At 40.4% G+C, this 21672-nt stretch carries 21 protein-coding genes; 6 read left to right on the forward strand and 15 right to left on the reverse strand.

From position 1 onward, the window contains the following. Positions 1 to 40: 40 nt before the first annotated feature. Positions 41 to 664, reverse strand: a complete 624-nt coding sequence (locus tag ACHUE3_RS10845) for a hypothetical protein (protein ID WP_394192427.1) — start codon at positions 662 to 664, stop codon at positions 41 to 43. 64 nt (positions 665 to 728) lie between these two features. After that, complete coding sequence (locus ACHUE3_RS10850; RefSeq protein ID WP_394192428.1) at positions 729 to 1205, reverse strand: DUF2947 domain-containing protein; 477 nt, start codon at positions 1203 to 1205, stop codon at positions 729 to 731. Between the two features lie 60 nt (positions 1206 to 1265). Between ACHUE3_RS10850 and ACHUE3_RS10855 the strand changes: the two genes are divergently transcribed. Genes ACHUE3_RS10855 through ACHUE3_RS10865 form a run of 3 tightly spaced genes read left to right on the forward strand, consistent with a single transcriptional unit; the run spans position 1266 to position 3593 of the window. Beyond that, positions 1266 to 1505 carry a DUF1653 domain-containing protein gene (locus ACHUE3_RS10855; protein ID WP_394192429.1) on the forward strand — a complete coding sequence of 80 codons (240 nt, stop codon included), beginning with the start codon at positions 1266 to 1268 and terminating at the stop codon, positions 1503 to 1505. Positions 1506 to 1555: 50 nt separating this feature from the next. Further along, positions 1556 to 2404, forward strand: a complete 849-nt coding sequence (locus ACHUE3_RS10860) for an AAA family ATPase (RefSeq protein ID WP_394192430.1) — start codon at positions 1556 to 1558, stop codon at positions 2402 to 2404. 1 nt (position 2405) lies between these two features. Beyond that, a complete protein-coding gene (locus ACHUE3_RS10865; protein WP_394192431.1) occupies positions 2406 to 3593 on the forward strand; it encodes a vWA domain-containing protein in 1188 nt (395 codons plus the stop codon). Positions 3594 to 4839: 1246 nt separating this feature from the next. Here the strand turns inward: ACHUE3_RS10865 and ACHUE3_RS10870 are convergent. The 11 genes from ACHUE3_RS10870 to ppnP all read right to left on the reverse strand — a co-directional run bounded on the left by ACHUE3_RS10870 (position 4840) and on the right by ppnP (position 13628). Further along, entirely contained in the window at positions 4840 to 6129 is a 1290-nt protein-coding gene (locus ACHUE3_RS10870; protein ID WP_394192432.1) for a S41 family peptidase, read from the reverse strand. Between the two features lie 223 nt (positions 6130 to 6352). Continuing rightward, complete coding sequence (locus ACHUE3_RS10875; RefSeq protein ID WP_394192433.1) at positions 6353 to 6889, reverse strand: DinB family protein; 537 nt, start codon at positions 6887 to 6889, stop codon at positions 6353 to 6355. A 126-nt stretch (positions 6890 to 7015) separates the two neighbouring features. Further along, a complete protein-coding gene (locus ACHUE3_RS10880) occupies positions 7016 to 7882 on the reverse strand; it encodes an alpha/beta fold hydrolase (RefSeq protein WP_394192434.1) in 867 nt (288 codons plus the stop codon). Positions 7883 to 8542: 660 nt separating this feature from the next. Continuing rightward, positions 8543 to 8872 (reverse strand): hypothetical protein, encoded by a 330-nt coding sequence (locus ACHUE3_RS10885; RefSeq protein ID WP_394192435.1) that lies wholly within the window; start codon positions 8870 to 8872, stop codon positions 8543 to 8545. Positions 8873 to 9303: 431 nt separating this feature from the next. Then, positions 9304 to 10065 (reverse strand): hypothetical protein, encoded by a 762-nt coding sequence (locus ACHUE3_RS10890; RefSeq protein ID WP_394192436.1) that lies wholly within the window; start codon positions 10063 to 10065, stop codon positions 9304 to 9306. 112 nt (positions 10066 to 10177) lie between these two features. Continuing rightward, a complete protein-coding gene (locus tag ACHUE3_RS10895; RefSeq protein WP_394192437.1) occupies positions 10178 to 10495 on the reverse strand; it encodes a helix-turn-helix domain-containing protein in 318 nt (105 codons plus the stop codon). Then, positions 10482 to 10814, reverse strand: coding sequence for a type II toxin-antitoxin system RelE/ParE family toxin (locus ACHUE3_RS10900; protein ID WP_394192438.1), 333 nt, complete (start codon positions 10812 to 10814; stop codon positions 10482 to 10484). Before ACHUE3_RS10900 ends, ACHUE3_RS10895 begins: the two co-directional genes overlap by 14 nt. A 79-nt stretch (positions 10815 to 10893) precedes the next feature. Continuing rightward, positions 10894 to 11349: a GNAT family N-acetyltransferase gene (locus ACHUE3_RS10905; protein ID WP_394192439.1), complete on the reverse strand. Its 456-nt coding sequence runs from the start codon at positions 11347 to 11349 to the stop codon at positions 10894 to 10896. Positions 11350 to 11393: 44 nt separating this feature from the next. Further along, a complete protein-coding gene (locus tag ACHUE3_RS10910; RefSeq protein WP_394192440.1) occupies positions 11394 to 12644 on the reverse strand; it encodes an NRAMP family divalent metal transporter in 1251 nt (416 codons plus the stop codon). A gap of 132 nt (positions 12645 to 12776) precedes the next feature. Continuing rightward, entirely contained in the window at positions 12777 to 13133 is a 357-nt protein-coding gene (gene hpf / locus ACHUE3_RS10915; protein WP_394192441.1) for a ribosome hibernation-promoting factor, HPF/YfiA family, read from the reverse strand. Between the two features lie 183 nt (positions 13134 to 13316). Then, a complete protein-coding gene (gene ppnP, locus ACHUE3_RS10920) occupies positions 13317 to 13628 on the reverse strand; it encodes a pyrimidine/purine nucleoside phosphorylase (protein WP_394192442.1) in 312 nt (103 codons plus the stop codon). A 451-nt stretch (positions 13629 to 14079) separates the two neighbouring features. Here ppnP and ACHUE3_RS10925 point away from each other — a divergent pair, with 451 nt between their 5' ends. Both ACHUE3_RS10925 and ACHUE3_RS10930 read left to right on the forward strand, forming a co-directional pair. Beyond that, positions 14080 to 16044, forward strand: coding sequence for a DUF1800 domain-containing protein (locus tag ACHUE3_RS10925; protein ID WP_394192443.1), 1965 nt, complete (start codon positions 14080 to 14082; stop codon positions 16042 to 16044). Positions 16045 to 16053: 9 nt separating this feature from the next. Next, the gene (locus ACHUE3_RS10930) at positions 16054 to 17382 is read left to right on the forward strand and encodes a DUF1501 domain-containing protein (protein WP_394192444.1); all 1329 of its coding nucleotides are present in this window, start codon (positions 16054 to 16056) and stop codon (positions 17380 to 17382) included. Positions 17383 to 17522: 140 nt separating this feature from the next. Here the strand turns inward: ACHUE3_RS10930 and tkt are convergent, their stop codons facing one another. Further along, positions 17523 to 19514, reverse strand: coding sequence for a transketolase (tkt, locus tag ACHUE3_RS10935; RefSeq protein WP_394192445.1), 1992 nt, complete (start codon positions 19512 to 19514; stop codon positions 17523 to 17525). Positions 19515 to 19791: 277 nt separating this feature from the next. On the opposite strand from tkt, the gene metK reads away from it, so the two are divergent. Further along, complete coding sequence (gene metK / locus ACHUE3_RS10940; protein ID WP_058561814.1) at positions 19792 to 20943, forward strand: methionine adenosyltransferase; 1152 nt, start codon at positions 19792 to 19794, stop codon at positions 20941 to 20943. 273 nt (positions 20944 to 21216) lie between these two features. Here metK and ACHUE3_RS10945 read toward each other — a convergent pair whose 3' ends face one another. Continuing rightward, positions 21217 to 21624, reverse strand: a complete 408-nt coding sequence (locus ACHUE3_RS10945; protein WP_394192446.1) for a diacylglycerol kinase — start codon at positions 21622 to 21624, stop codon at positions 21217 to 21219. Positions 21625 to 21672 lie beyond the last annotated feature (48 nt).

Genomic DNA, 21672 nt, shown 5'->3' on the forward strand with positions numbered 1-21672 from the left:
CTTCCAGTATAAAATTAAATGCACATAATAAGGCTACTGGTCATTTTTTAATGAACGCGGGGCGTTTTAAGTTTCGCCAATTAATATTACTCGCAAGCAGCATTTCTCTTAGTGACAAAATACGCGGTGTACTACGTTTAGAAAAACGCCACTGATGGCCGCAACATGCCGCAGTCATTGTTGCTTTTGAAGGCTTTAATAACAGCCCTATTTGCCCGTCGAGAGGCTTTCCTTGGCAATCAAACCAACCGTGTTCATTACAATGAAGTTTATTGTCGCTTACTTGGTCGATGCTGTCTATTGCAACCCGTGACAGATTATCGTTTATAACTAATAACGGCACAATTAGGCCTAATTTATTATTGAGAGAGTAAAAATCGGCAAGATCATCTTGGGTAGGGGGTTTGGCTTTTTGTTTATCAAGCCAACTGCCATTTTGCGGATCGAGTACAAAAGGGGCCTCACCATTTACCACACGCGTAGCAGCGCGTTCTATGTAATAAGGTAAGCTTTTTAAAATAGCACGCAACCGTTGTTCATTTGGCTCCGTCACTAAACGCGCAATTTCCCTCGCATAAAAGGCATTACATAATTGGGCATAGAGCACACGTTGTGCGTCTGATTGCCAAATATTAGTTTGTTGATGGGGCTCACTCGCAGTCAACGTATCTACTCAAAAACACTTAGTTACGTATTTTATAGCATAGTATTGACTGCTTTTTAAGCGTCTACGCGGGCTTATTGCCCAGCTTTGCATCACCAGTTTCTAAAAACTGCACAACCGCATCACGCTTCTTGCCTAACAGCAAACTACCATCAGCTAAAAACATAAAGTTTTGCCAATTACGTTTAAATACATCAAAACTGGTTTCAATGATGTTATCTCGCGCCATACAAAAGTACACTGTGGTGTTCGCTTGCCAATCTAAGTGCGCTAAAATTTCTTCTGGTGGTTGTTCAGTGCCTTCTTCCCAAGCATCTTCCCAACGAACGGTTTCAGTGAAGGTTTCTTCTTTGCCGCACCAATCAGTTTTATCAAAAAAATCAGGGTGGTCATGCTCTCGGCTCACCATCGTGCTCCAAAGTACAGCAGCGCGTTCATGGCTCATAGGTTTAATTAAAGCAAGGTCTTGCTCTGATACGGGGGCATCTTGGTGGCGAAAAACCCACGCTTTTTTGTAATCATCTAACGGTATATAGTTCATAATAGTGGCAAATTAGTTAGCATTAAAAGTGCAAGCGCAAATTATACAAGAGATCAAAACATGACTACAGCAATAAAACCACTTCCCCTCAAATCAGGCTTATACCAACACTACAAAGGTCCACAATATAAAGTGCTCTATGTTGCCACCCACAGCGAAACGCAAGAGCCACTAGTGATATACCAAGCATTATATGGTGAGCATGGCATGTGGGCACGCCCATTGAGTATGTTTTTAGAAACCGTAGAAAAAGACGGCCAAATCATTCCCCGCTTTGCTTACCTTGGCGATGCCGAATAGTTATGGCATCATGTTTAAAATAACACTGCTCAGACCAGATAGGTATTTACGTGCAATTTAATTCTACAGATAACTACATCGCTAGTAATTCGTTAAAACAAGCGGTGAATGCGGCAATTTTGCTAGAAAAGCCACTATTAATAAAAGGCGAACCCGGCACAGGTAAAACAATGCTGGCCGAAGAGCTGGCGAAAAGTTTAGATACCACGCTTATTCAATGGCACATTAAATCAACCACCAAAGCGCAGCAAGGCTTATATGAATACGATGCGGTTTCACGCCTACGTGATAGCCAGCTTGGTGATGAGCGTGTGCACGACATCGGCAATTACATTGTTAAAGGCAAGCTTTGGCAAGCCTTTACCTACGGCGAAGAGAATAATAAACGCCCGGTATTATTGATTGATGAAATAGACAAAGCCGACATCGAATTCCCGAATGACCTATTACTTGAGCTGGATAAAATGGAGTTTCATGTTTATGAAACTGGCGAGCGCGTCGTTGCAAAACAGCGCCCTATTGTGATCATCACCTCAAATAACGAAAAAGAATTGCCAGACGCATTCCTTCGAAGATGCTTTTTCCATTACATTGACTTTCCATCGAGCGATGAAATGCTGCAAATTGTTGATGTGCATCACCCAGACGTAAAACAAGATTTAGTGCGCCAAGCGCTGGAAGTGTTTTTTGGCCTACGTGAAGTCAACGGTATTAAGAAAAAGCCATCTACCAGCGAACTACTCGACTGGCTTAAACTTTTAATGGCCGAAGACATCGACGCTAAAACCTTGCACGACAAAAGCCAAAAAGGCGGCCTAATGCCGATGTTTGGTGCGCTTTTAAAGAACGAGCAAGACATCAGCCTAATCGAAAAACTTGCCTTTATGAGCCGCCGTTAACATGTTGATTGCGTTTTTCTTCAAACTGCGTGAATACCGCTTACCAGTGAGCATGCGTGAGCTGCTTGATTTAATCAACGCGCTAAAAAAAGGCGCGGTATTTGCCGATGTTGACGGGTTTTACTATTTAGCCCGTACCATTATGGTTAAAGACGAAACCCACTTTGACCGCTTCGACAAAGCCTTTGCTGATTACTTTAGCGGCGTTGCCGATCTCGATTTACTTGAGAGCTTAAAACAGCAACATAACTTACCCAATGAGTGGCTACGCAAAGAGTTTGAAAAACACCTAAGTGATGAAGAAAAAGCACAACTTAAGGCCATGGGCGGCCTTGATGAACTAATGAAAACCCTTAAAGAGCGCCTAGAAGAGCAACAAAAACGCCATGCTGGCGGTAATAAATGGGTTGGCACCGGTGGTACATCACCCTTTGGCGCCTATGGCTACAACCCCGAGGGCGTGCGCATAGGTCAAGACGGCAACCGTAACCGCCGCGCTGTAAAAGTGTGGGATAAACGCGAATATAAAAACCTCGACTCAGATCGCGAAATAGGCTCACGCACTATAAAATTGGCCCTTAAAAAACTACGTAAATTTGCCCGCACTGGCGCAAGTGACACGTTAGATTTAAACGAAACCATTCGCGCAACGGCCAAACAAGGCGGCATGCTAGATGTAAAAATGGTACCCGAGCGCCACAACGCGGTAAAAGTGTTAATGCTGTTTGATATCGGCGGCTCAATGGATGATTACATTCACACCTGCGAAGAGCTTTTTAGCGCTGCTCATAGCGAGTTTAAACACTTAGAATTTTACTATTTTCATAACTGCTTATACGAACATGTTTGGCAAGATAACCAACGCCGTCATGCAAACGTTATCGACACCATGACGTTGATTAACAAGTTTACCAGCGACTACAAAGTGATATTTGTTGGCGACGCCACCATGGGGCCCTATGAAATCGCCTACCCCGGCGGCTCTGTAGAGCACTACAACGAAGAGCCCGGAAGTGCTTGGTTAAACCGCATCACCAATCACTTTGATAAAGTCGCGTGGCTCAACCCCCAACCCGTTGAACACTGGCGTTACTATCAATCCATTGATTTTATAAAGCAGTTGATGGATAACCGAATGTACCCGCTGAGTTTAGATGGCATTAGTAATGCAATAAGGGAGTTGAGTTAATCAAAAACCTTCTTGCAATACAATGAAGCTAAAATATTAATAATAAAACAACCCACGAATATTAACAAAATAAAGAAAATGCGACCGAAGGTTGGTATAGCAAAATATACTAAACAACCTAAAAAAGTCACAAGGGACAGATATAATATGTTTTGTTTCAGATTCCCTAAAGAGATAGCACCATCAAGCTTATTAAAATCTTTTAACTGATATGATTTAAAAGCTATTAAGCCACAGTACAGAAAAATAAAAAATAAAGCTAAATAGCTATACATCACATAATTAAGTTCCATTATTAAGTACGTACAACAAGTTGACGCATAAAAAGCATTTGATAACTTAATTTCATAAATATAATTTAGCAGCCATATAATAGACAAAGCTAAAAAGATTGAATAAATCACTTCCATTTTATCTGAAAATCCATATTTTTATAATTAAGGTCTATTACTACAAGGCTGGATTTTACTATAGTGCGTACACCCTCAACCAGTGCAAACCTGTGCCCCTTGTCCCACAAACCCCACCACTTTGCGAGCCAGTCGAGGAGCCCGTACTAGAGCTATCACCTGTCGAGCTCGTACCACTACTGCCACCGCCAGATCCTGCTCCAACCTCTTCTGTTGTACCGTCTTTTCTAACAACAACTAACTTACCTCGCTTGAAAACTAAAATATCACCTGGTTTCAAATTTGATTTGTACCAACTAGCACCTATAAGAGCGTCATTTAATTCAGTAGCAACAATAGCTTCAGCAGTTAATTTGGGGAAAGTTAAATTAATAAACTTAGCAATAAAACTTGCAAATCGCCCAATAGGAATAGCTGCTGCATATACACTCGAAAATAATTTACTTTGAATTAGCTAAAGAAACATTAACCAAAAATAGTAAAAACAGATAAAAAACAGATAAAAAACAACTTTCATGATACATCCTTGTAAAAACAATAGGTACAACAATATTGAAAGTACTTTAAATAAAGCCCAAGCCACTTATTTCATTCTATATGCTCAAGCTTAACTTTACCGCATCACCAATCACTTTGATAAAGTTGCGTGGCTAAACCCACAACCCGTTGAACATTGGCGTTATTATCAATCCATTGATTTTATAAAGCAGCTAATGGATAACCGCATGTATCCGATGAGCTTAGATGGCATTAGTAATGCAATTAGGGAATTGAGTTAATCACTCCCTACAAGTTTAGGCGCTGAGAACTAAAATTAGCGCCTTGTGTTTAAAGCGTCACAACGAAACGACTTTAACGCCAGTCATTTGCAGTTCACCATTTGGCCTTGTCAAAATAAAACGCGGGCTGACCATTTGCAAATTGCTGTGCGCTAAGTTTAAAAACTGGATCCCGCCTGTTTGAGTGCTTCTTCCTGTTGTGTTTTCGCCAACCAATGGCGCAATCGAAAAGTCTTGTAGGGTGTTAGCAAACACAATAGCCGACGAGTAAGTATAAGCCCCTATTTTCACAGCAACATCCCCTGTAAAAAAGTTAGCAAGCTCAGGCTCTGGCTGTATAAAACGAGTGTTCTCGCCAGACTCAATTTCACCTACTATTTGGCCTGGATCACGATACTTTAACAACACCTTAGAGCGATAATAGGAAAAGTGACGATACGGTACATCCGTTATATATCGCATAATTCCCGCCATCCAAAAGTCATCATCGCCACCGCCATTATTACTGATATCAATCACCAAATGCTTAATATTTTTTTCTTTAAGCTGAGTAAAAGTGGCGTCCATAAAGGTAAGGTATTGCTTAAAATCAGGCCATGAAAATGAATTAACAGTCAGGGTTGCCGACTCACCTGCATACTCAACATAAAAAGTATCTGCAAATGAGCGTTCAACCATGCTTTGTGGCATGGATTTGCTCGCAGCGAGAGTGAGATCTTCATCTGCCAACGTAATGCTAAATTGTTCTGAGTAACCAAACGTTAAATAAAATAAACGATGAAATTGACGCGCTAATACTTCTTGCCTAAATTCATCAGTATCACCATGCGTGCGACGTAATAATTGAGCCATGACTTGCTCATAAGGCACGCCATTTATTGCCTTGATTTGTTGCTTAGCATAGTCACTCTTAGTACCGCCCGTGTTTGATTTTATATAAAGTTGCTGGTTTACAATCGCAACTTCAAATGGAAAAAGCCCCACGCCACCACTGACCCATTTACGCCATTGCGACGTAGGAGCATGCCCTACTTTTAAGTGCCCATCAGCCAATGTTGAATTTAATACCGCTATACGTGCCCATAACTCCCGCACGCTAATATCGTCAGTAATACCTGCGGTTATAGTGTTTAGTTGCAAGTAAAAAGCATCAATATCGGCCACACTGTGTTTTAGATCAGGGTGCGTACTGTGCAGCCATTGTGACCATTGCGCAACATCTTGCTTTGCTTGTTGAGGCGTGATTATTTGTTCAAAAGGTAGGTCAGTAGCCTGCACGGGCTTAATACCCACAAAGCTTACTAAAACCAATAACGCTATATTTAAAACCTGCTTTAAGTAGTTCATACAAAACCTTTATTATTGCTTTAAAACTTAGTCGCAAAAACTGATATAAAGGTTTAAATACAAAGTAAAAATATGTTTTATCAAGTAGGTGGATTTAGAAGAGGACTAAATTAAAAGGTGAGTTAATAACAACTCAGTGCCATAGGGAGCCTTTCAAAAAGCGAATAGTAAAATGCAAGACGCGAGCCTACTGTTACGCGCCCGCTTAAACGACCTTTTATGCTTACATTTCGGGGATCTCGTACAAAAAGTCCGTCGCACCAATATCATGCCCCATTTGATTTAATAATGTTGAAACTTGACCTCTATGGTGAGTTTGATGGTTAAACAAATGGCTGACCAATTCACCAAAATTACGCGAGCTTTTAATACCTGCTGTATTTGAATACTCTAGATTTCGATGAAAGTCAGATACATTAATGTCTTTATCAAGCCAGTTTACTAGCGCAGAATCCACTTTTTTTCTTACACATTTATATGATTTTAAATCGGGGTACAAAATATCACTTAGACTTTTGGGTTTAGGTAATGTAGTGACGCATTTAAGTGATACGTAGCTTTCTGAATGAAGATTAAAACGAGACAACCAAATAATATCACCGACAAGAATATGATTTAACGTACCAATAATTGATTTGAAATACGCACCTTTATTTTCTGTTAAATCTATGGGGTTTAAACTTTCAACAACGCTTAATATTTGATTGTTCATTCTATCATTATACTTAGCCATCATTTGAAAGTGACGCTCAATGTACATATTTACTCAATCCTTTGATCAGCATAACGTTATGATAAACAGCGCTTTAATGTTGGCTGAAATAAGTGGGGAATGAACGCTTAGTCAAATTTAAGACGCCCATTCGCTTTGTCACCTTCTTAAACCTCATTTGCTGACAAGTTCCTTAATGCTTTTTACAACCAAATCACGGTCTGCGATGTGCAGGTGATGCTTTTCTGATTCCGAATAGATAACTCGGCTATTTGTAGATAAATTTTTAAAGTAACTCTCTGCATTAGCATACAGGGAGTCCATTGATTTGGCGATTTCTTCAGGAACAAAAGGAGGATCATAACGCTCTTCGGTCTGTTTAGCGCGTAAAATTATAATAGGTTTATCACCGAAACTCGCTGCATTAGATAAGGTTGCATAGCTTTTCATATGATCTACGTTTTCAGGAACTCTTTCAAACATTGGATCATGAACACTTTGCTCAAAATTATAAAAACGCTCCAATTTTTCATTGTCCGTTTTAAAGTTTTCAGGCCACCTTGTACCCATAGTGTAAAAGTAGCCTAAAGGAGGTGGATCGATTAGCACAGCCCCCATCACTTTTTGTGGATATAGGTTATTGAATGACGTTATGACATATGATGCGTATGAACCACCAGCAAAATAATAGGGTTGCTCAATTTCCGCCGTGTTCAACAAATTATGAAGTCGAGTTGCCATTTCATCAACAGTGAAAGGCACGGGGCCCTTTTCACTTTTTCCAAGGCCTGCTCGATCATATAAACAAATACTGAAATCATTTTTCAATTGTTTAATGTTCTCCAACCACACCCCATCTGAACCAGAGCGACCAAAGCCCTGCTCAAGTATCAGTCGAGGCTTGTCATTTTCATAGCACTCAAGATACAACTTAAACCCACCAACGTCATATAACCCAGACTTTGTTGCTTGTAACTCCTGCTCTGTACCTAGTGCACTAAAGCTAATAAAAATTGAAAATAAACATAGTATTGATTTCATTTAGACTCCATTCTCTCGGTGAGGCTTAACAAGGCTGTAGATTAACTCGTTTTAAATTTATTCTTTTATTGATGAATCAACCATAGCCGAGTTCCTATTTTGGTTCAATTAGTTATCGCTATCTTATATATAATGTAAAAAGAGGGTTTACTGTTGTTTTAATTGGTGCTTTGGAAGCCATCACAGGTGTTTAAGTGGCTTATTTCGAGAGGTAATAGCTTACTTTTTTAATGCAGACTGCTTTGCAGCTTTTCTATGTTATGAACAAGGTAATACAGTTGCCGAAGAATAAAGTAAATACATTCACCTTCGCTTGTCATTTTTTTAAAAAGCTTTTGATGTCTGAAGTCAAGGTTTGACCAAATATATTTAAACCACAAATTTGTTATTAAGCAGCGAGAATGCTGCCAAAACTGGGCTGACATTGGTACTAAACGATGACTGAGGCGAAAGCCAAGGGCCTTAATTAATCATCAACGATGCTTGATTAAACTGCCTAAATTCATATGGCGTTCTTTATTCAAACCAAGGTTCATATTCACACCAAACGACGTCATTACTGAATGCATAGTCATATTTAAAGTAAGTTAAAAAATAAGAACATTTGGTTTTTGACTAAAAATATCAAGAAAGCACAGCTGCCTGCTTGACCGGAACTTTCTAATGGGTGACCCCGTCACTTTTCTTTTTATACCAGCCATTTCTATTACTACCATGATAAGTATCTGCAAAGAGTTTAAACTTGGCTTTGCAATTAGAGCATTTAAAGTAATTTAGAATTATGTCTGACCATGGAGCCTTATTGGGAATTGCATTAAACTCCTCTTGAAATCTATCATCAGTTGGAGGAAGAGCTATCAACTTTCCGTCATTAACATCAGCTCGAATACGCTTAATTAATGTAGATAATTCAGCAGGATTTTTAACTAATTTAGTGCTTTTCCAAGAACGACATTGATCACATTTTTTCTTCTTTAGAAAATCAAACACCGAATCCTCTCAATACACATAACGAGCCTGTAGATTAACTCGTTTTAAATTTATTTTTATTGATAAATCAACCATAGCCGAGTTCCTATTTTGGTTCAATCAGTTATCGCTATTTTACGTAACATAGAAAAAGAGAATGTGCGGTTGTTTTAATAGATGTTTTAGAGGGAATTACAGTCTCTTGATTGGCATATTTCGGCTAAAAAGGCTCCCCTTTTTTAATGCAGCCTGTTTTGCAGCTTTTCTATGTTATGAATAAGGCAATACAGTTGCCGCAGAATGAAGTCAATGCATCCACTTTCGTTTGTTATTTCTTTAAAAAGCTTTTGATGTCTGAAGTCAAGACTTGATCCTGAGAGATACATTATAAAAGAATAAAAACCACCAGAATATTTGACTCAGGCGGAATGACTATAAAAGTCCTCTTTGTTTTAATGCTCAATACCATACTTATCCTTCAGCCCTCCTATGACTGTTTCAATTTCATGCGCATATCGTTCCAATTCGTTAGTGCAAATTTGTATTACATCTGCTTCAGTAGTAAATGTTATGCTTGGGTTATTAAGACCATTTTTGCAGTAATTATATAATTGTCCTGATACCTTTTCTAAGTGAGGAGTTATAATTACGGCACTTTCTTTATCCAATTTACTATTCAGCCTTTTAAGTTCTATTACAAATACTTTAGCCCTCCAGTTATAAGTATTGTAATAATAGCTAAGTGTAGATTCTTCTTTTTCATTTTTTGTTGTTAAATCTTTTACAGCTTCGCACCCTGCGATATCGACTCTATTACTTGAAATCAAAAACATATCAAGTAGCTGCTTCTGTCTATCATACTCAATTTGTTCTTGAAATTGCTTCCTTTGTTCTTCTAAATTTTCTTTACTAGCTAGCTCTGAGGACTCAATAGAGGTAGCCGTGTTTTCATTTGCTTGTGCCTGCACTTCATTACTTTTTGACTGTAAATAAACAGTATATATAACACCCAAAAATGAGAAAAACGAAAGAAGCGGCCCTAAAACACCACCAAAAAAGCTTCCGAAATGAGCCCATGTTTCAGTCGTTCCACCATAACCTACACCCAGCCCTTTTTGCCACACATAAAAAGTACCTAATATACATCCTGCGGCAAGAAGTATAAGAACAAATAAAAGTCTCTTAGGTGATTTGACACTACTAGAACTATACATAAGCATTCCTTTGAAACTAGGAGTAATGGGTCGAAAGTGATGAACTGGTCTATTTTTTGTTAGCAGAAAGATTAACCAGATTTATTAAAACAACTCACTTTCTTAAATGAAGTTATGACAACTCAGCTATATGATTCAACGTTTCAGGATGACGCTGCACTAGCTTTAATAAAGTAACAGCCTGACCATTCGGTGCGCTGCGGCCTTGCTCCCAGTTTTCAAGGGTCCTTGCTGATGTATGTAATAGGTTTGCAAACACGCCGCGCGACATATTAAACGTTTCGCGAATTTTAATGATTTCATCGGGTGAAATGGCAAGCTCGTCTATATCATTCACTGCATGTGTGCGTAACGTAAGTTTACCTTGTGAATGTGCTTTAGCATCAACAAGAGCTGTAGTTAGTTCTGAAAATAAATCACGTTTGCTCATTGCACCATACCTCTAAAAACTCTTTTAATTGCTTTTTCTGATCTGCGGTTAAATCTACCATTTCATTTTTACCGTAAATCGTGAGTAGGTAAAAACGCTTTCTTTCGTCTAAGTAGTAATATATAACTCTCGAACCGCCACGCTTGCCTTTTCCTTTGCTCGCAACTCGAACTTTACTTAAGCCGCCCGCTCCTTGAATGACATCACCCTGCTTAGGATTAACCATTAATTCTGCTTGAAATAAACGATACTCGTCATCACTCAAATACAGATCACGGTACTTTTCGAATATGCTTGATTCAACGAATAGACTTTTCATATATAAAAGTATACGCAGATAACGTATAAACTCAATAAAATATTTTAAACAAGTGGCTGTAGGTATTTCTTGCTTTAGCTTAAAGCGTTTTATTCATGAACAAGCTGTAGGGATCTAAAACATAATCACCAAACGGCTGGCACTCTTTAAAACCAAACTGGGTATATAACTTTTGTGCGGGCAAAAACGCATCGGCGGTGCCGGTTTCTAGGCTTAGTGTCTTATACCCGCGCTGTGTTGCTTGTTCAATAATGTGGGTAAGCAATTTTGCGGCTATACCTTGGCGTAAATGAGCTGATGATGTGCGCATAGATTTAATCTCGCCATGAGTCGCATTGAGCGCTTTTAATGCGCCAACTCCTGCTAAATTGTTATCTTTCCATAAACTGTAAAACGTTATATTAGGCACTGCGAGCTTGCTCACATCCAGGGCGTGTACGCTTTCTACTGGTGAATGCTGTAGCATATCATTATGGTGGCTTTGCAATAATGCAATAACATCTGGATGTGCAAGTTCGCCAGTTTTAATGTTCATTTATTCCTCTTTGCTCGTTGTATTACGGTTTTATTTATTACTTTTTAAGCGGCTAACTTCCAAATTATAAACGCCAACGCAAAACCAATCAGATAAACCAAACCTACCCAACTTAAAGTACGTACTCGTTTAGAATGTTGAATACTGGGCTCTGAGCGCACTAAACTAAAATTAAGCCATGCAAAAATGGGAGTCGTTACAAACGCAAGTGTCATGGCAAAGGTGAGCATGGGGCCGAGGGCTGATTTAAAAAATAAAATCACCGCCATGCCCGCGAATGATTGCAGTATTAGCCAGATATTTAAGCTGTGTTTAGATTGCTTAAAACCTAATAATTTATGTGATTCATTAAGTGTGCGGGCATAGCCATCGAGCACCGTTAAGGTAGTACCAAACATACATAAAAAAGCGATAACCGACACCAAAGGCCGCGCCCATTCGCCGATTGTGAAGGCGTACATATCAATAAGCTGCTTTGCGAATGCCACGCCACCTAATGCAATTTCATTGTTTTGACCGTATTGCACTAGCACACCCAAGGAGAAAAACACCAGCGCTAATGCGGCGGTTAGCCAATAACCAACATTAAAATCAAACAAGCCCTGCGCACGTGTTACCGTTTGCTGGTTTTGTTTTTCTTTAAGCCATAATGAACTGAGCGCTGAAATCTCAATCGGTGCAGGCATCCACCCCATTAACGCCACCATAAACCCCAGCATAGCGAGCTCATACGGTGACGGGCCAATATAATCAACAGGTGCTAGTGTTCCATGGTTCATAGCGCCATTACTAACTGCAATAACAAGCGCTATCACTGTAGCTAAAGTGAGTAAGCCCATAATCGCTTTAGCCACGTTATCAAGCGCTTTAAAATGGCCAAGTAATAAAATAACTAAGCAAACCGCTAATATTAACCAACATAATAAGGTTACTGAAATACTCATTGGCAGCGCATAGTGCAGCAGGCTTGCTGTGAGTAATAACACGCCAGCCGTATTCACTACCGCAGCTATAATATTCAAACCGATAAAGCTGTAAAAAAACCATGGGCCTTTACTTTGGTAGCCTTCAACTAGGCTTTTTTTAGTGGCTAGGGTGTATTCAATACCAAAGCGAAAAAACGGGTATTTAAGTACATTAATTACCACAATGAGCCAAAACAACTGCCAACCAAATATGGCGCCTGCTTGGGTTGATGCAACAAGGTGAGAGCCACCAATTGCCGCTGTTGCCATTAATATACCGGGGCCTAATGCGTTTAAACGAGTGTGCCAAGTTGATGCTGTTGGATGCATGTCCATGCTTACATTTTATTTTTATTAATAAGCAAGTTACAACGTTTTACAGAGGATTGAAAGTGAGAAAGTGAGTGGAAGATTAAACGGTTCGCTAGATCCTAGTTACCTAGGACCTAGCGGCTTTAGTTATTAACGTAAGTCCATTTCTTGAACTTTTTCGTGAGCAATCTCAGGTGTAGTGCTCACTGGTTTTTCGTGTAGGTTCGCTTTAATTTGTCCTTTACGATGCTTTAGTGCCGCATCGAGTTTTTTAGCCGCGCTTGCAATAGCTGGGTATAGAACTTCGTTCTCACCTTTAACTGATAAACGCGCGCCTTCGTATATGGTGCTAATTTCTGCTTGGAGCTTATGATGCTCTTTTGAAAGAATAATATCGAGTGCGATCAGAGATGGAAAATGGCTCGCAATTTTTGAAAACTTTTCGTTGATGTGTTCTCTAATAGAGTCAGTAACGTCAACATGGTGACCAGAAAGATTAATTTTCATAGGGTATCCTTTTTTTTGTTACCTCATAACTAGTATTGGGGGCTATTTAGATTTACACAAGCGCAAAACACAGAAATATGACATTTATTTGTTAGTAAAGCTGATTAAGATCAATTGGCGAGCATTAAATATGCAAAACCCCGCGTGATGCGGGGCTTTCAGCTGCATGTTTATTTTTGTATATTAAGTGTACGAACAGCAGTAATCGGCAAAATCAGTCACTTTTACTTGGAAAGTAACGTTAGCATCAACATTAAATGATTCACCCGCTGACATAGTTTTCCATTCGCTCTCACCTGGGAGTAAAACTTCCCACTGACCACCGTTAAGTTCCATTAGCTCTTTTTTACTTGTAGCAAATTCAAACTCACCCGCTTGCATAAAGCCTAATGTTTTGGTGCTGCCATCTGCAAAAATCACTGTACGACTTGAAACTTTACCATCAAAGTACACGTTCGCTGTTTTAACAACACTCACATTATCAAACTGAGACATCCTCACTCCTGTTTATTGTTTTATAATTTATTAACGACCACAGTGCCTGATAGTCATAAGCCTTGCAAGGGACAAGATGTGAAAAAAGCTCACGTGAAACGCATTTTACTTTTTTCGGTAAACCTCAAACCAAAATCAAATAGACCTGGACTTAAACTTATTTTATAAATAATAAACCATCACGCAGTACTACCAATGTAAGTTCCTACAAATAATGTCTGCATACTTTCTTGCAAAGCAAACTTTAACCCTCATAAATTCAAACTTTCATATACATAAAATTAACCAGCTGTTCATATTGGGTGTACTAACTTTATTGCTTGGATCGGTAGTGTTCACTTACTTGTTCAGGTATGACCAGAAACGTGAATATAATTCACACAAAATAACTACGCAACATTAAATTTACAATGCTAAATTATTAAAAATTTATTTACATTAAGGCATTGAGATGAGTAAGCGAATAGCACTGGCTATCCTTACTAGTTGTTTTTTAGTTGCATGTGGTGGTGGCAATGAAGCAAACACAAGTAAGGAAGCACCGGTATCAGATACCCCAACAACTCCTCCTGTTAGCGGGGACACTTCAGATGACGATACGACCACCGATAACACAGCTCCGGTTATTAGCCTCTCCCCTCCCGATAATGTGAGCCACGGTCAAACACTCACTTTAAACGCCAATGCAAGTGATTCAGATGGTGATACGCTCACCTATAGCTGGCAACAACTTTCAGGCCAGACAATTGAAACCTCAGGCAATGAGGTGCTAACAATCACTATCCCCTCTCCCCTTACTGGTTATGATGAAACGTATCGCTTTTTGCTTAGAGTAACGGATGAACACGGCGCACAAAGTGAGTTTGAATTTGGTTTTACAGCCAAAGCGTATATGGACAGTGCACATGCCGCTCGGCTGTTACATCAAGCCAGTTTAGGGCCAACCTATGAAGAGATTTTATCGGCGCAGGGGTTAAGCGCTGAAGAGTGGATAGATGCTCAAATGCAGCTACCTATTACTTACCATGTTGATTATTTAGAAAACTACCCTGATAGAGATTACCCTCGGCAAATAAATCGCATTGATGCTTGGTGGAAAGGCAGCATTAACGCTACTGATCAACTTAGGCAGCGTGTTGCCTATGCTATGAGCCAAATTTTTGTGGTGTCTGACTTTAATAACTCATTGGCAAATGAGCCCAAAGGTATGGTGAGCTACTACGATATGTTATTAGAAAATGCCTTTGGCAATTACCGTGACATTCTTGAGACTATATCTCGCTCCCCTATCATGGGAAAATACTTGGATCATTTAGGCAATGAAAAAGCCGACGAAGACCGTAACATTCGCCCAGACGAAAACTATGCCAGGGAGCTGCTACAGTTATTTAGCTTAGGTTTAGAAGAGTTAACGCTAAATGGTTTAGTAAAAAAAGATGAAAATGGCCAACCAATCCTTGCTTACACCCAAGCTGATATTGAAGGATTTGCTAAAGTATTCACTGGCTGGACATTCGGAGCCAGTGAATTTTGGGGGCGCCCGAGTAATAACCATTCAATTCTTATGAGCCCATTTGAGGCGTATCATTCAACTGCTGAGAAACATTTAATTAGTGATGTGGTTATTCCTACTAATACTGATGCAGAAACCTCACTTAAAATAGCGCTCGATACAATCTTTGCACACCCAAATATAGCTCCATTTATAAGTAAGCAATTAATTTTAAAGTTAATTACCTCAAACCCGTCCCCAAGTTACATTGAGCGGGTTGCTCAAGTTTTTAATGATAATGGCCAAGGTGTTAAAGGTGACTTGAGTGCTGTTGTTAAAGCTATCTACCTTGACCCTGAAGCTCGGCAGTTCGCAGCGCCCCTTGCCTATTTTGGTAAAGTCAGAGAGCCTCTCCTTAAACAAATGCAACTGTGGCGGGTATTTAAGGCTAAGTCGTTAAATGATCGCTATTACACCAGCAATTTAAGCTTACAGTTTGGCCAAGGCCCGTTGCAGTCCCCCTCTGTTTTTAACTTTTACCAACCGGATCATCAACCTCAAGAGCTATCTGGATCTATGCTTGTTGCACCTGAATTGCAAATTGCCAACGATGCTTATGTGATCAATACACTGAATACTCATTTTGATGAAATGAGCCGACGCGTTGCAGAGCGTTACGATGAACTCAATGAAAACTACGTCTATTTATACATGGGTGATGACTTAGAGCTACTGGCTAACTTTGGCCTAAATGCGGTTATTGATAAGTACGACACATTATTTTTTGCAGGTGCTATGTCACAAGATATGCGCAACGCAATTTACGATATGGACGCTTACTTTTCATCAAGCGAAAGTCATTTAAGGCTTTCATATATCGTGTATTTAATTTCGGTTTCAGCCGAATACAGCTTGCAGCAATAGGAGAGAGTCATGGATAGAAGAAAGTTTTTAGACTTATGCTTAAAGGGGGGTGTGTCAATGGCTGCACTCAATCAATTACAGTTGCAGGCATTTCAAGGGGCTAGCAATTTTGCTGATGACGAATATAAAGCACTCGTGTGCGTTTATTTAAGTGGCGGTAATGATTCTTTAAATATGTTGGTACCGCTCGAAGGCGAAGCCCGCAATTTATATGAACAAAGCCGACAAAACCTAGCGATTAATAATCCCCTACCCTTGAATCCTCATACTGCACAAGATGGTGGTGTGGGATTACATACCTCATTATCGCCACTGCAATCTCTATTTTCAGACCGGCAGTTGGCATTCGTTACCGGAGTGGGCAGCTTAATTACACCAACGACCCAGCAAGATGTTATCAATAAGTCTGTTCCACTACCACTGCACCTTTTTTCGCATAACAAACAGCGAGCAACGTGGATGTATGGCAAAGAGCAAAGCTCGCTAAATAGCGGCTGGGGCGCGAGGTTATTAGAACGACTGCAACAGAGTGAGCAGTTTGGCGGAAATATTTCACTCTCAGGAATGAATCTCTGGCAAACCAGCAACAACAGCATGCCCTTTAGTTTAAGTAGTAACGGCATAAGTCGCATTAATGCATTAAGCGGCTCACAAGAACGAAGCGAACATGTGAGCAATCTGTTTAATCGCGTATTAACAGGCCAAACAAATCCTATTGCACAAGCGTATGGCTCACGTGTAAAAGCATCCATTGATAAAACCTCAGCAATGAATATAGCCCTTCAAGACTCTGATCCTATTGATGGCGTATTTTCTAATAGTTCGCTTTCACGTAGGCTCAAAACAATTGCACGAACAATATCAATTCAATCTCAACTTGGGTGTAAACGCCAAGTGTTTTATGTGTCAATGGGTGGCTTTGATACCCATGGCGATCAAAACCGTAGCCATGCTTCATTGCTTAGCCAATTATCACAGTCGTTAGCTGAGTTTAATAGTGCTATGTCTTACCTGAATAAACAAAATAATGTGACATTGTTTACCATGAGTGAATTTGGCCGAACATTAACCTCTAACGGCAACGGCACTGATCATGGTTGGGCGGGGAACCATCTTGTGATGGGCGGCGCGGTAAATGGTGGCGATTTATATGGCTCCTTATTGACGCAACATTTAGGTGGTCCAAAAGACACCCGAGGTGGCCGATTAATACCCGACGTTTCTAATGAACAGTACTTTGCAACTTTGGCCAAGTGGTTTGGCGTACCTGACTCAGAACTGGTAGATATATTCCCTAATTTAGCCAACTTTAACCAACATACTCTGGATTTTATTTAACTTATACTCTGGCTAATTTGCTTATCATATTAGCCTGCGTTCAATGAGAAAATAATAAAAAACCCGCTTAGTTTATATCACTAAGCGGGTTTTATTTTGTTAGGCTCGGTATTAATAGCTGACCATTAATACCTCAGCACTTAGAACAATTCGTTTGCTTTGCTTACGATGTTTTCTACCGTGAAGCCAAAGTGCTCAAACAGCTCGTTAGCTGGGGCTGACTCACCAAAGGTGGTCATGCCGACTACTGCGCCATTTAGGCCAACGTATTTGTACCAGTAATCAGCGATACCCGCTTCTACAGCAACGCGGCGTGAAACGCTTGCTGGCAATACGCTTTCTTTGTAGGCAGCATCTTGCGCATCAAAGACATCTGTTGATGGCATTGATACAACACGTACTTTTTTACCTTGCTTACGTAATTCAGCCGCTGAGTCTTGTGCTAATTGCACCTCAGAACCCGTTGCGATTAAGATAAGCTCAGGCTCACCATCACAGCTAAGTACATAACCGCCTTTTTTCACATCGCTTAATTGCTGCGCTGAACGAGTTTGTTGAACTAAGCCTTGGCGCGTAAAGATAAGTGACGTTGGACCGTCTTTACGCTCAATCGCTTGTTGCCATGCGATTGCAGACTCAACTTGGTCACACGGACGCCAGTTAACTAGGTTAGGCGTTAAACGCATGCTCGCAATTTGCTCTACTGGTTGGTGAGTTGGACCATCTTCACCCAAACCAATTGAATCATGTGTATAAACAAAAATGCTTGGCACTTTCATTAATGCAGCCATACGCACAGCATTACGCGCGTATTCCATAAACATAAGGAATGTCGCACCGTAAGGAATAAAGCCTTTATGCAGCGCAATACCATTCATAATTGCTGACATACCAAACTCACGCACACCGTAGTATATATAGTTACCGCTTGCGTCATTTGCTTCAAGGCCTTTAGAACCTTTCCAAATTGTTAGGTTTGAACCTGCTAAGTCAGCAGAGCCACCCATAAACTCAGGTAATAACGGGCCAAATGCATTAAGTGCATCTTGTGATGCTTTACGTGATGCAGGGTTTGCTGGATTTGCATCAAGCTGTTCAATGTACGCTTGTGATTTTTCAGCCCAATCAGCTGGCAACTCGCCGCTTGTACGACGTTTAAACTCTGCTGCTAGCTCAGGATGTGCCGCTGCATAGGCTGCAAACTTTTCATCCCAGCTTGCTTCAAGTTGCTTACCTTTTTCTTTGCCATCCCACTGACTGTAAATGTCAGCTGGAATGTCAAATGCGTCGCCAGTCCAACCAAGGAACTCACGTGCTGCTTTAATTTCGCCTTCACCTAATGGTGCACCGTGACAATCGTGGCTACCTGATTTATTAGGTGAACCGTAACCAATCACCGTTTTACAACAAATTAGTGTTGGCTTGTCTGTGATGCTGCGTGCTTCTTCGATTGCTGCGCGAATAGCGTCTGAATCATGGCCATCAACACCACTAATTACATGCCAGCCGTAAGCTTTAAAGCGCGCTGGCGTATCATCGCTGAACCAGCCTTCGACTTCGCCGTCGATTGAAATACCGTTGTCATCCCAAAATGCTACTAACTTACCTAGACCTAACGTACCAGCAAGTGAACAGGCTTCATGAGAAATACCTTCCATAAGGCAACCATCGCCCAAGAACGTATACGTGAAGTGATCAACAATATCGTGGCCTTCACGGTTAAACTGAGCCGCTAGCGCTTTTTCAGCAATCGCCATACCGACTGCATTTGTGATCCCTTGACCAAGTGGGCCCGTAGTGGTCTCAATACCAGGTGCATACCCATACTCTGGGTGTCCCGGTGTTTTTGAATGCATTTGACGGAAGTTTTTAATTTCGTCAATCGGCAAGTCATAACCACTTAAATGCAATAGAGAATAAATAAGCATTGAACCGTGGCCGTTTGAGAGTATAAATCGATCTCTGTCTACCCACTCTGGATTAGTTGGATTATGATTTAGATAATCGCGCCATAGTACTTCTGCGATATCTGCCATGCCCATAGGGGCTCCAGGGTGGCCAGATTTGGCCTGTTGTACTGCGTCCATTGATAAGACGCGAATAGCATTTGCAAGTTCTTTGCGAGACGGCATGAATTCTCCTACCTTTACTGTATTTGCGCTGGTTGATTGTGTGTTTTTCAAGAACACCCATTCTTACTTATTGTAGGGGCTGTGTGCAATTAAAAACCCTGATTAAATTGGCTATTATGAAAATTTTTTAAGAACTAAAAGTTATTAGTAATTTTATTTAGACGTCTAGGCGTAAAATTACTATGCAAATATACTTGTTTTAGATAAAATACGTCCCTTAATTTTTTAGCGCTCTTACCGACGTTTGTGAAGCGCAATATTTGTGAGCAGAAATACAATGGCAAAACATTTATTTACTTCTGAATCAGTTTCTGAAGGTCATCCGGATAAAATCGCGGATCAAATCTCTGACGCGGTACTAGATGCCATCTTAGAGCAAGATTCTCATGCACGTGTTGCGTGTGAAACTTACGTAAAAACCGGTATGGTCATGGTCGGTGGTGAAATCACTACTAGTGCATGGGTTGATATCGAAGAAATTACACGTAAAACGGTACGTGAAATTGGCTACACGCATTCAGACATGGGTTTTGATGCTGATTCGTGTGCAATTTTAAACACAATCGGTAAGCAGTCACCTGATATCAACCAAGGTGTTGACCGTACAAGCCCTGAAGAACAAGGCGCTGGCGACCAAGGTTTAATGTTTGGTTACGCATGTAACGAAACTGAAGTGCTAATGCCTGCACCAATCACATATTCTCACCGTTTAGTTCAACGCCAAGCACAAGTTCGTAAAAGTGGCGAGCTTAACTGGTTACGCCCTGATGCAAAATCACAAGTAACGTTTGCATACGAAAATGGTAAGCCTGTTGGCATCGATGCAGTTGTTCTTTCTACTCAGCACAGTGAAGAAATTTCACAAAATGACTTAGTAGAAGCGGTAATGGAAACTATCATCAAGCCAGTACTTCCTGCTGAGCTAATTACTAGCGCAACGAAATTCTTCATCAACCCAACTGGCCGTTTTGTTATCGGTGGCCCAATGGGTGACTGTGGTTTAACTGGTCGTAAAATCATTGTTGATACCTACGGCGGTATGGCACGTCACGGTGGTGGTGCTTTCTCTGGTAAAGATCCATCAAAAGTTGACCGCTCAGCTGCGTACGCTGCACGTTATGTTGCTAAAAACGTGGTTGCCGCTGGCCTTGCTGACAAGTGTGAGCTACAGGTTTCTTACGCAATCGGTGTTGCAGAGCCTACGTCAATCAGTGTTGAAACGTTTGGCACTAGCAAATTAGAAGAAGCTCGTTTAATCGAACTTATTCGTGAGCACTTTGACTTACGCCCTTACGGCTTAATTCAAATGCTTGATCTTGAGCGCCCAATTTACCTACCAACAGCGGCTTACGGCCACTTTGGTCGTGATGAATTCCCATGGGAACGCACAGATAAAGCAGACGCACTTCGCGCAGCAGCTGGCTTATAAACCACGCTTTGTGTGAACGAAAAAAGCGCCTTTAGGCGCTTTTTTTTGTCTCTGACGTTTATACTTTTTAAGTTAACCTGAACTCTGGTTAAGAGATGTACTAATATATTGATATTAAATAACAAATTTTTTTCTTAGTCTCCAGCCGGAGACTTTTAGCGATAACAAGACGAATTTACGCGTCAATAGCTGGCCTATTGCAAGTAAATTCAACGCAGTTAGCGTTGAAAGTAGCCGCTGGAGATATATTTATTATCCAGAGCTCAGGTTAAGTTAGTGCATCAAGGTGATAACCTTTTCATACCCTGCTGCTGCCCATACTATAAACAAGACTATTAAAGCTAAGGTTACTGCTGCTGATGCTATGTCTTTAGCACGCCCTGATAGCACATGATATTCAACACCTACCCTATCTGTTAATGCTTCAATAGCCGAGTTAAGCAATTCAACAATCAATAAAAATAAAAAGCTAACAATGAGTATCACCCAATGTTGTAAAGACTGCGCTAACCAGAACGATAAAGGCAACAAAATGACACCTAATGCCAACTCTGTTCTAAATGCCGACTCTTCTTTAAAAGCCGCTTTAAACCCTTTTATAGAGCACTGAGTGGCTTTTATAATACGGCCTATACCAATGCCGTTAGGTTTATTAACTAAATTTATTTCTGGTTTATTCATTATATTATCTTTTAAAAGCGGCTTTAACTTTGTGGTGTATTACTAGCA

It is taken from the genome of Pseudoalteromonas atlantica, from assembly GCF_043641955.1.
Taxonomy (GTDB): domain Bacteria; phylum Pseudomonadota; class Gammaproteobacteria; order Enterobacterales; family Alteromonadaceae; genus Pseudoalteromonas; species Pseudoalteromonas atlantica_A.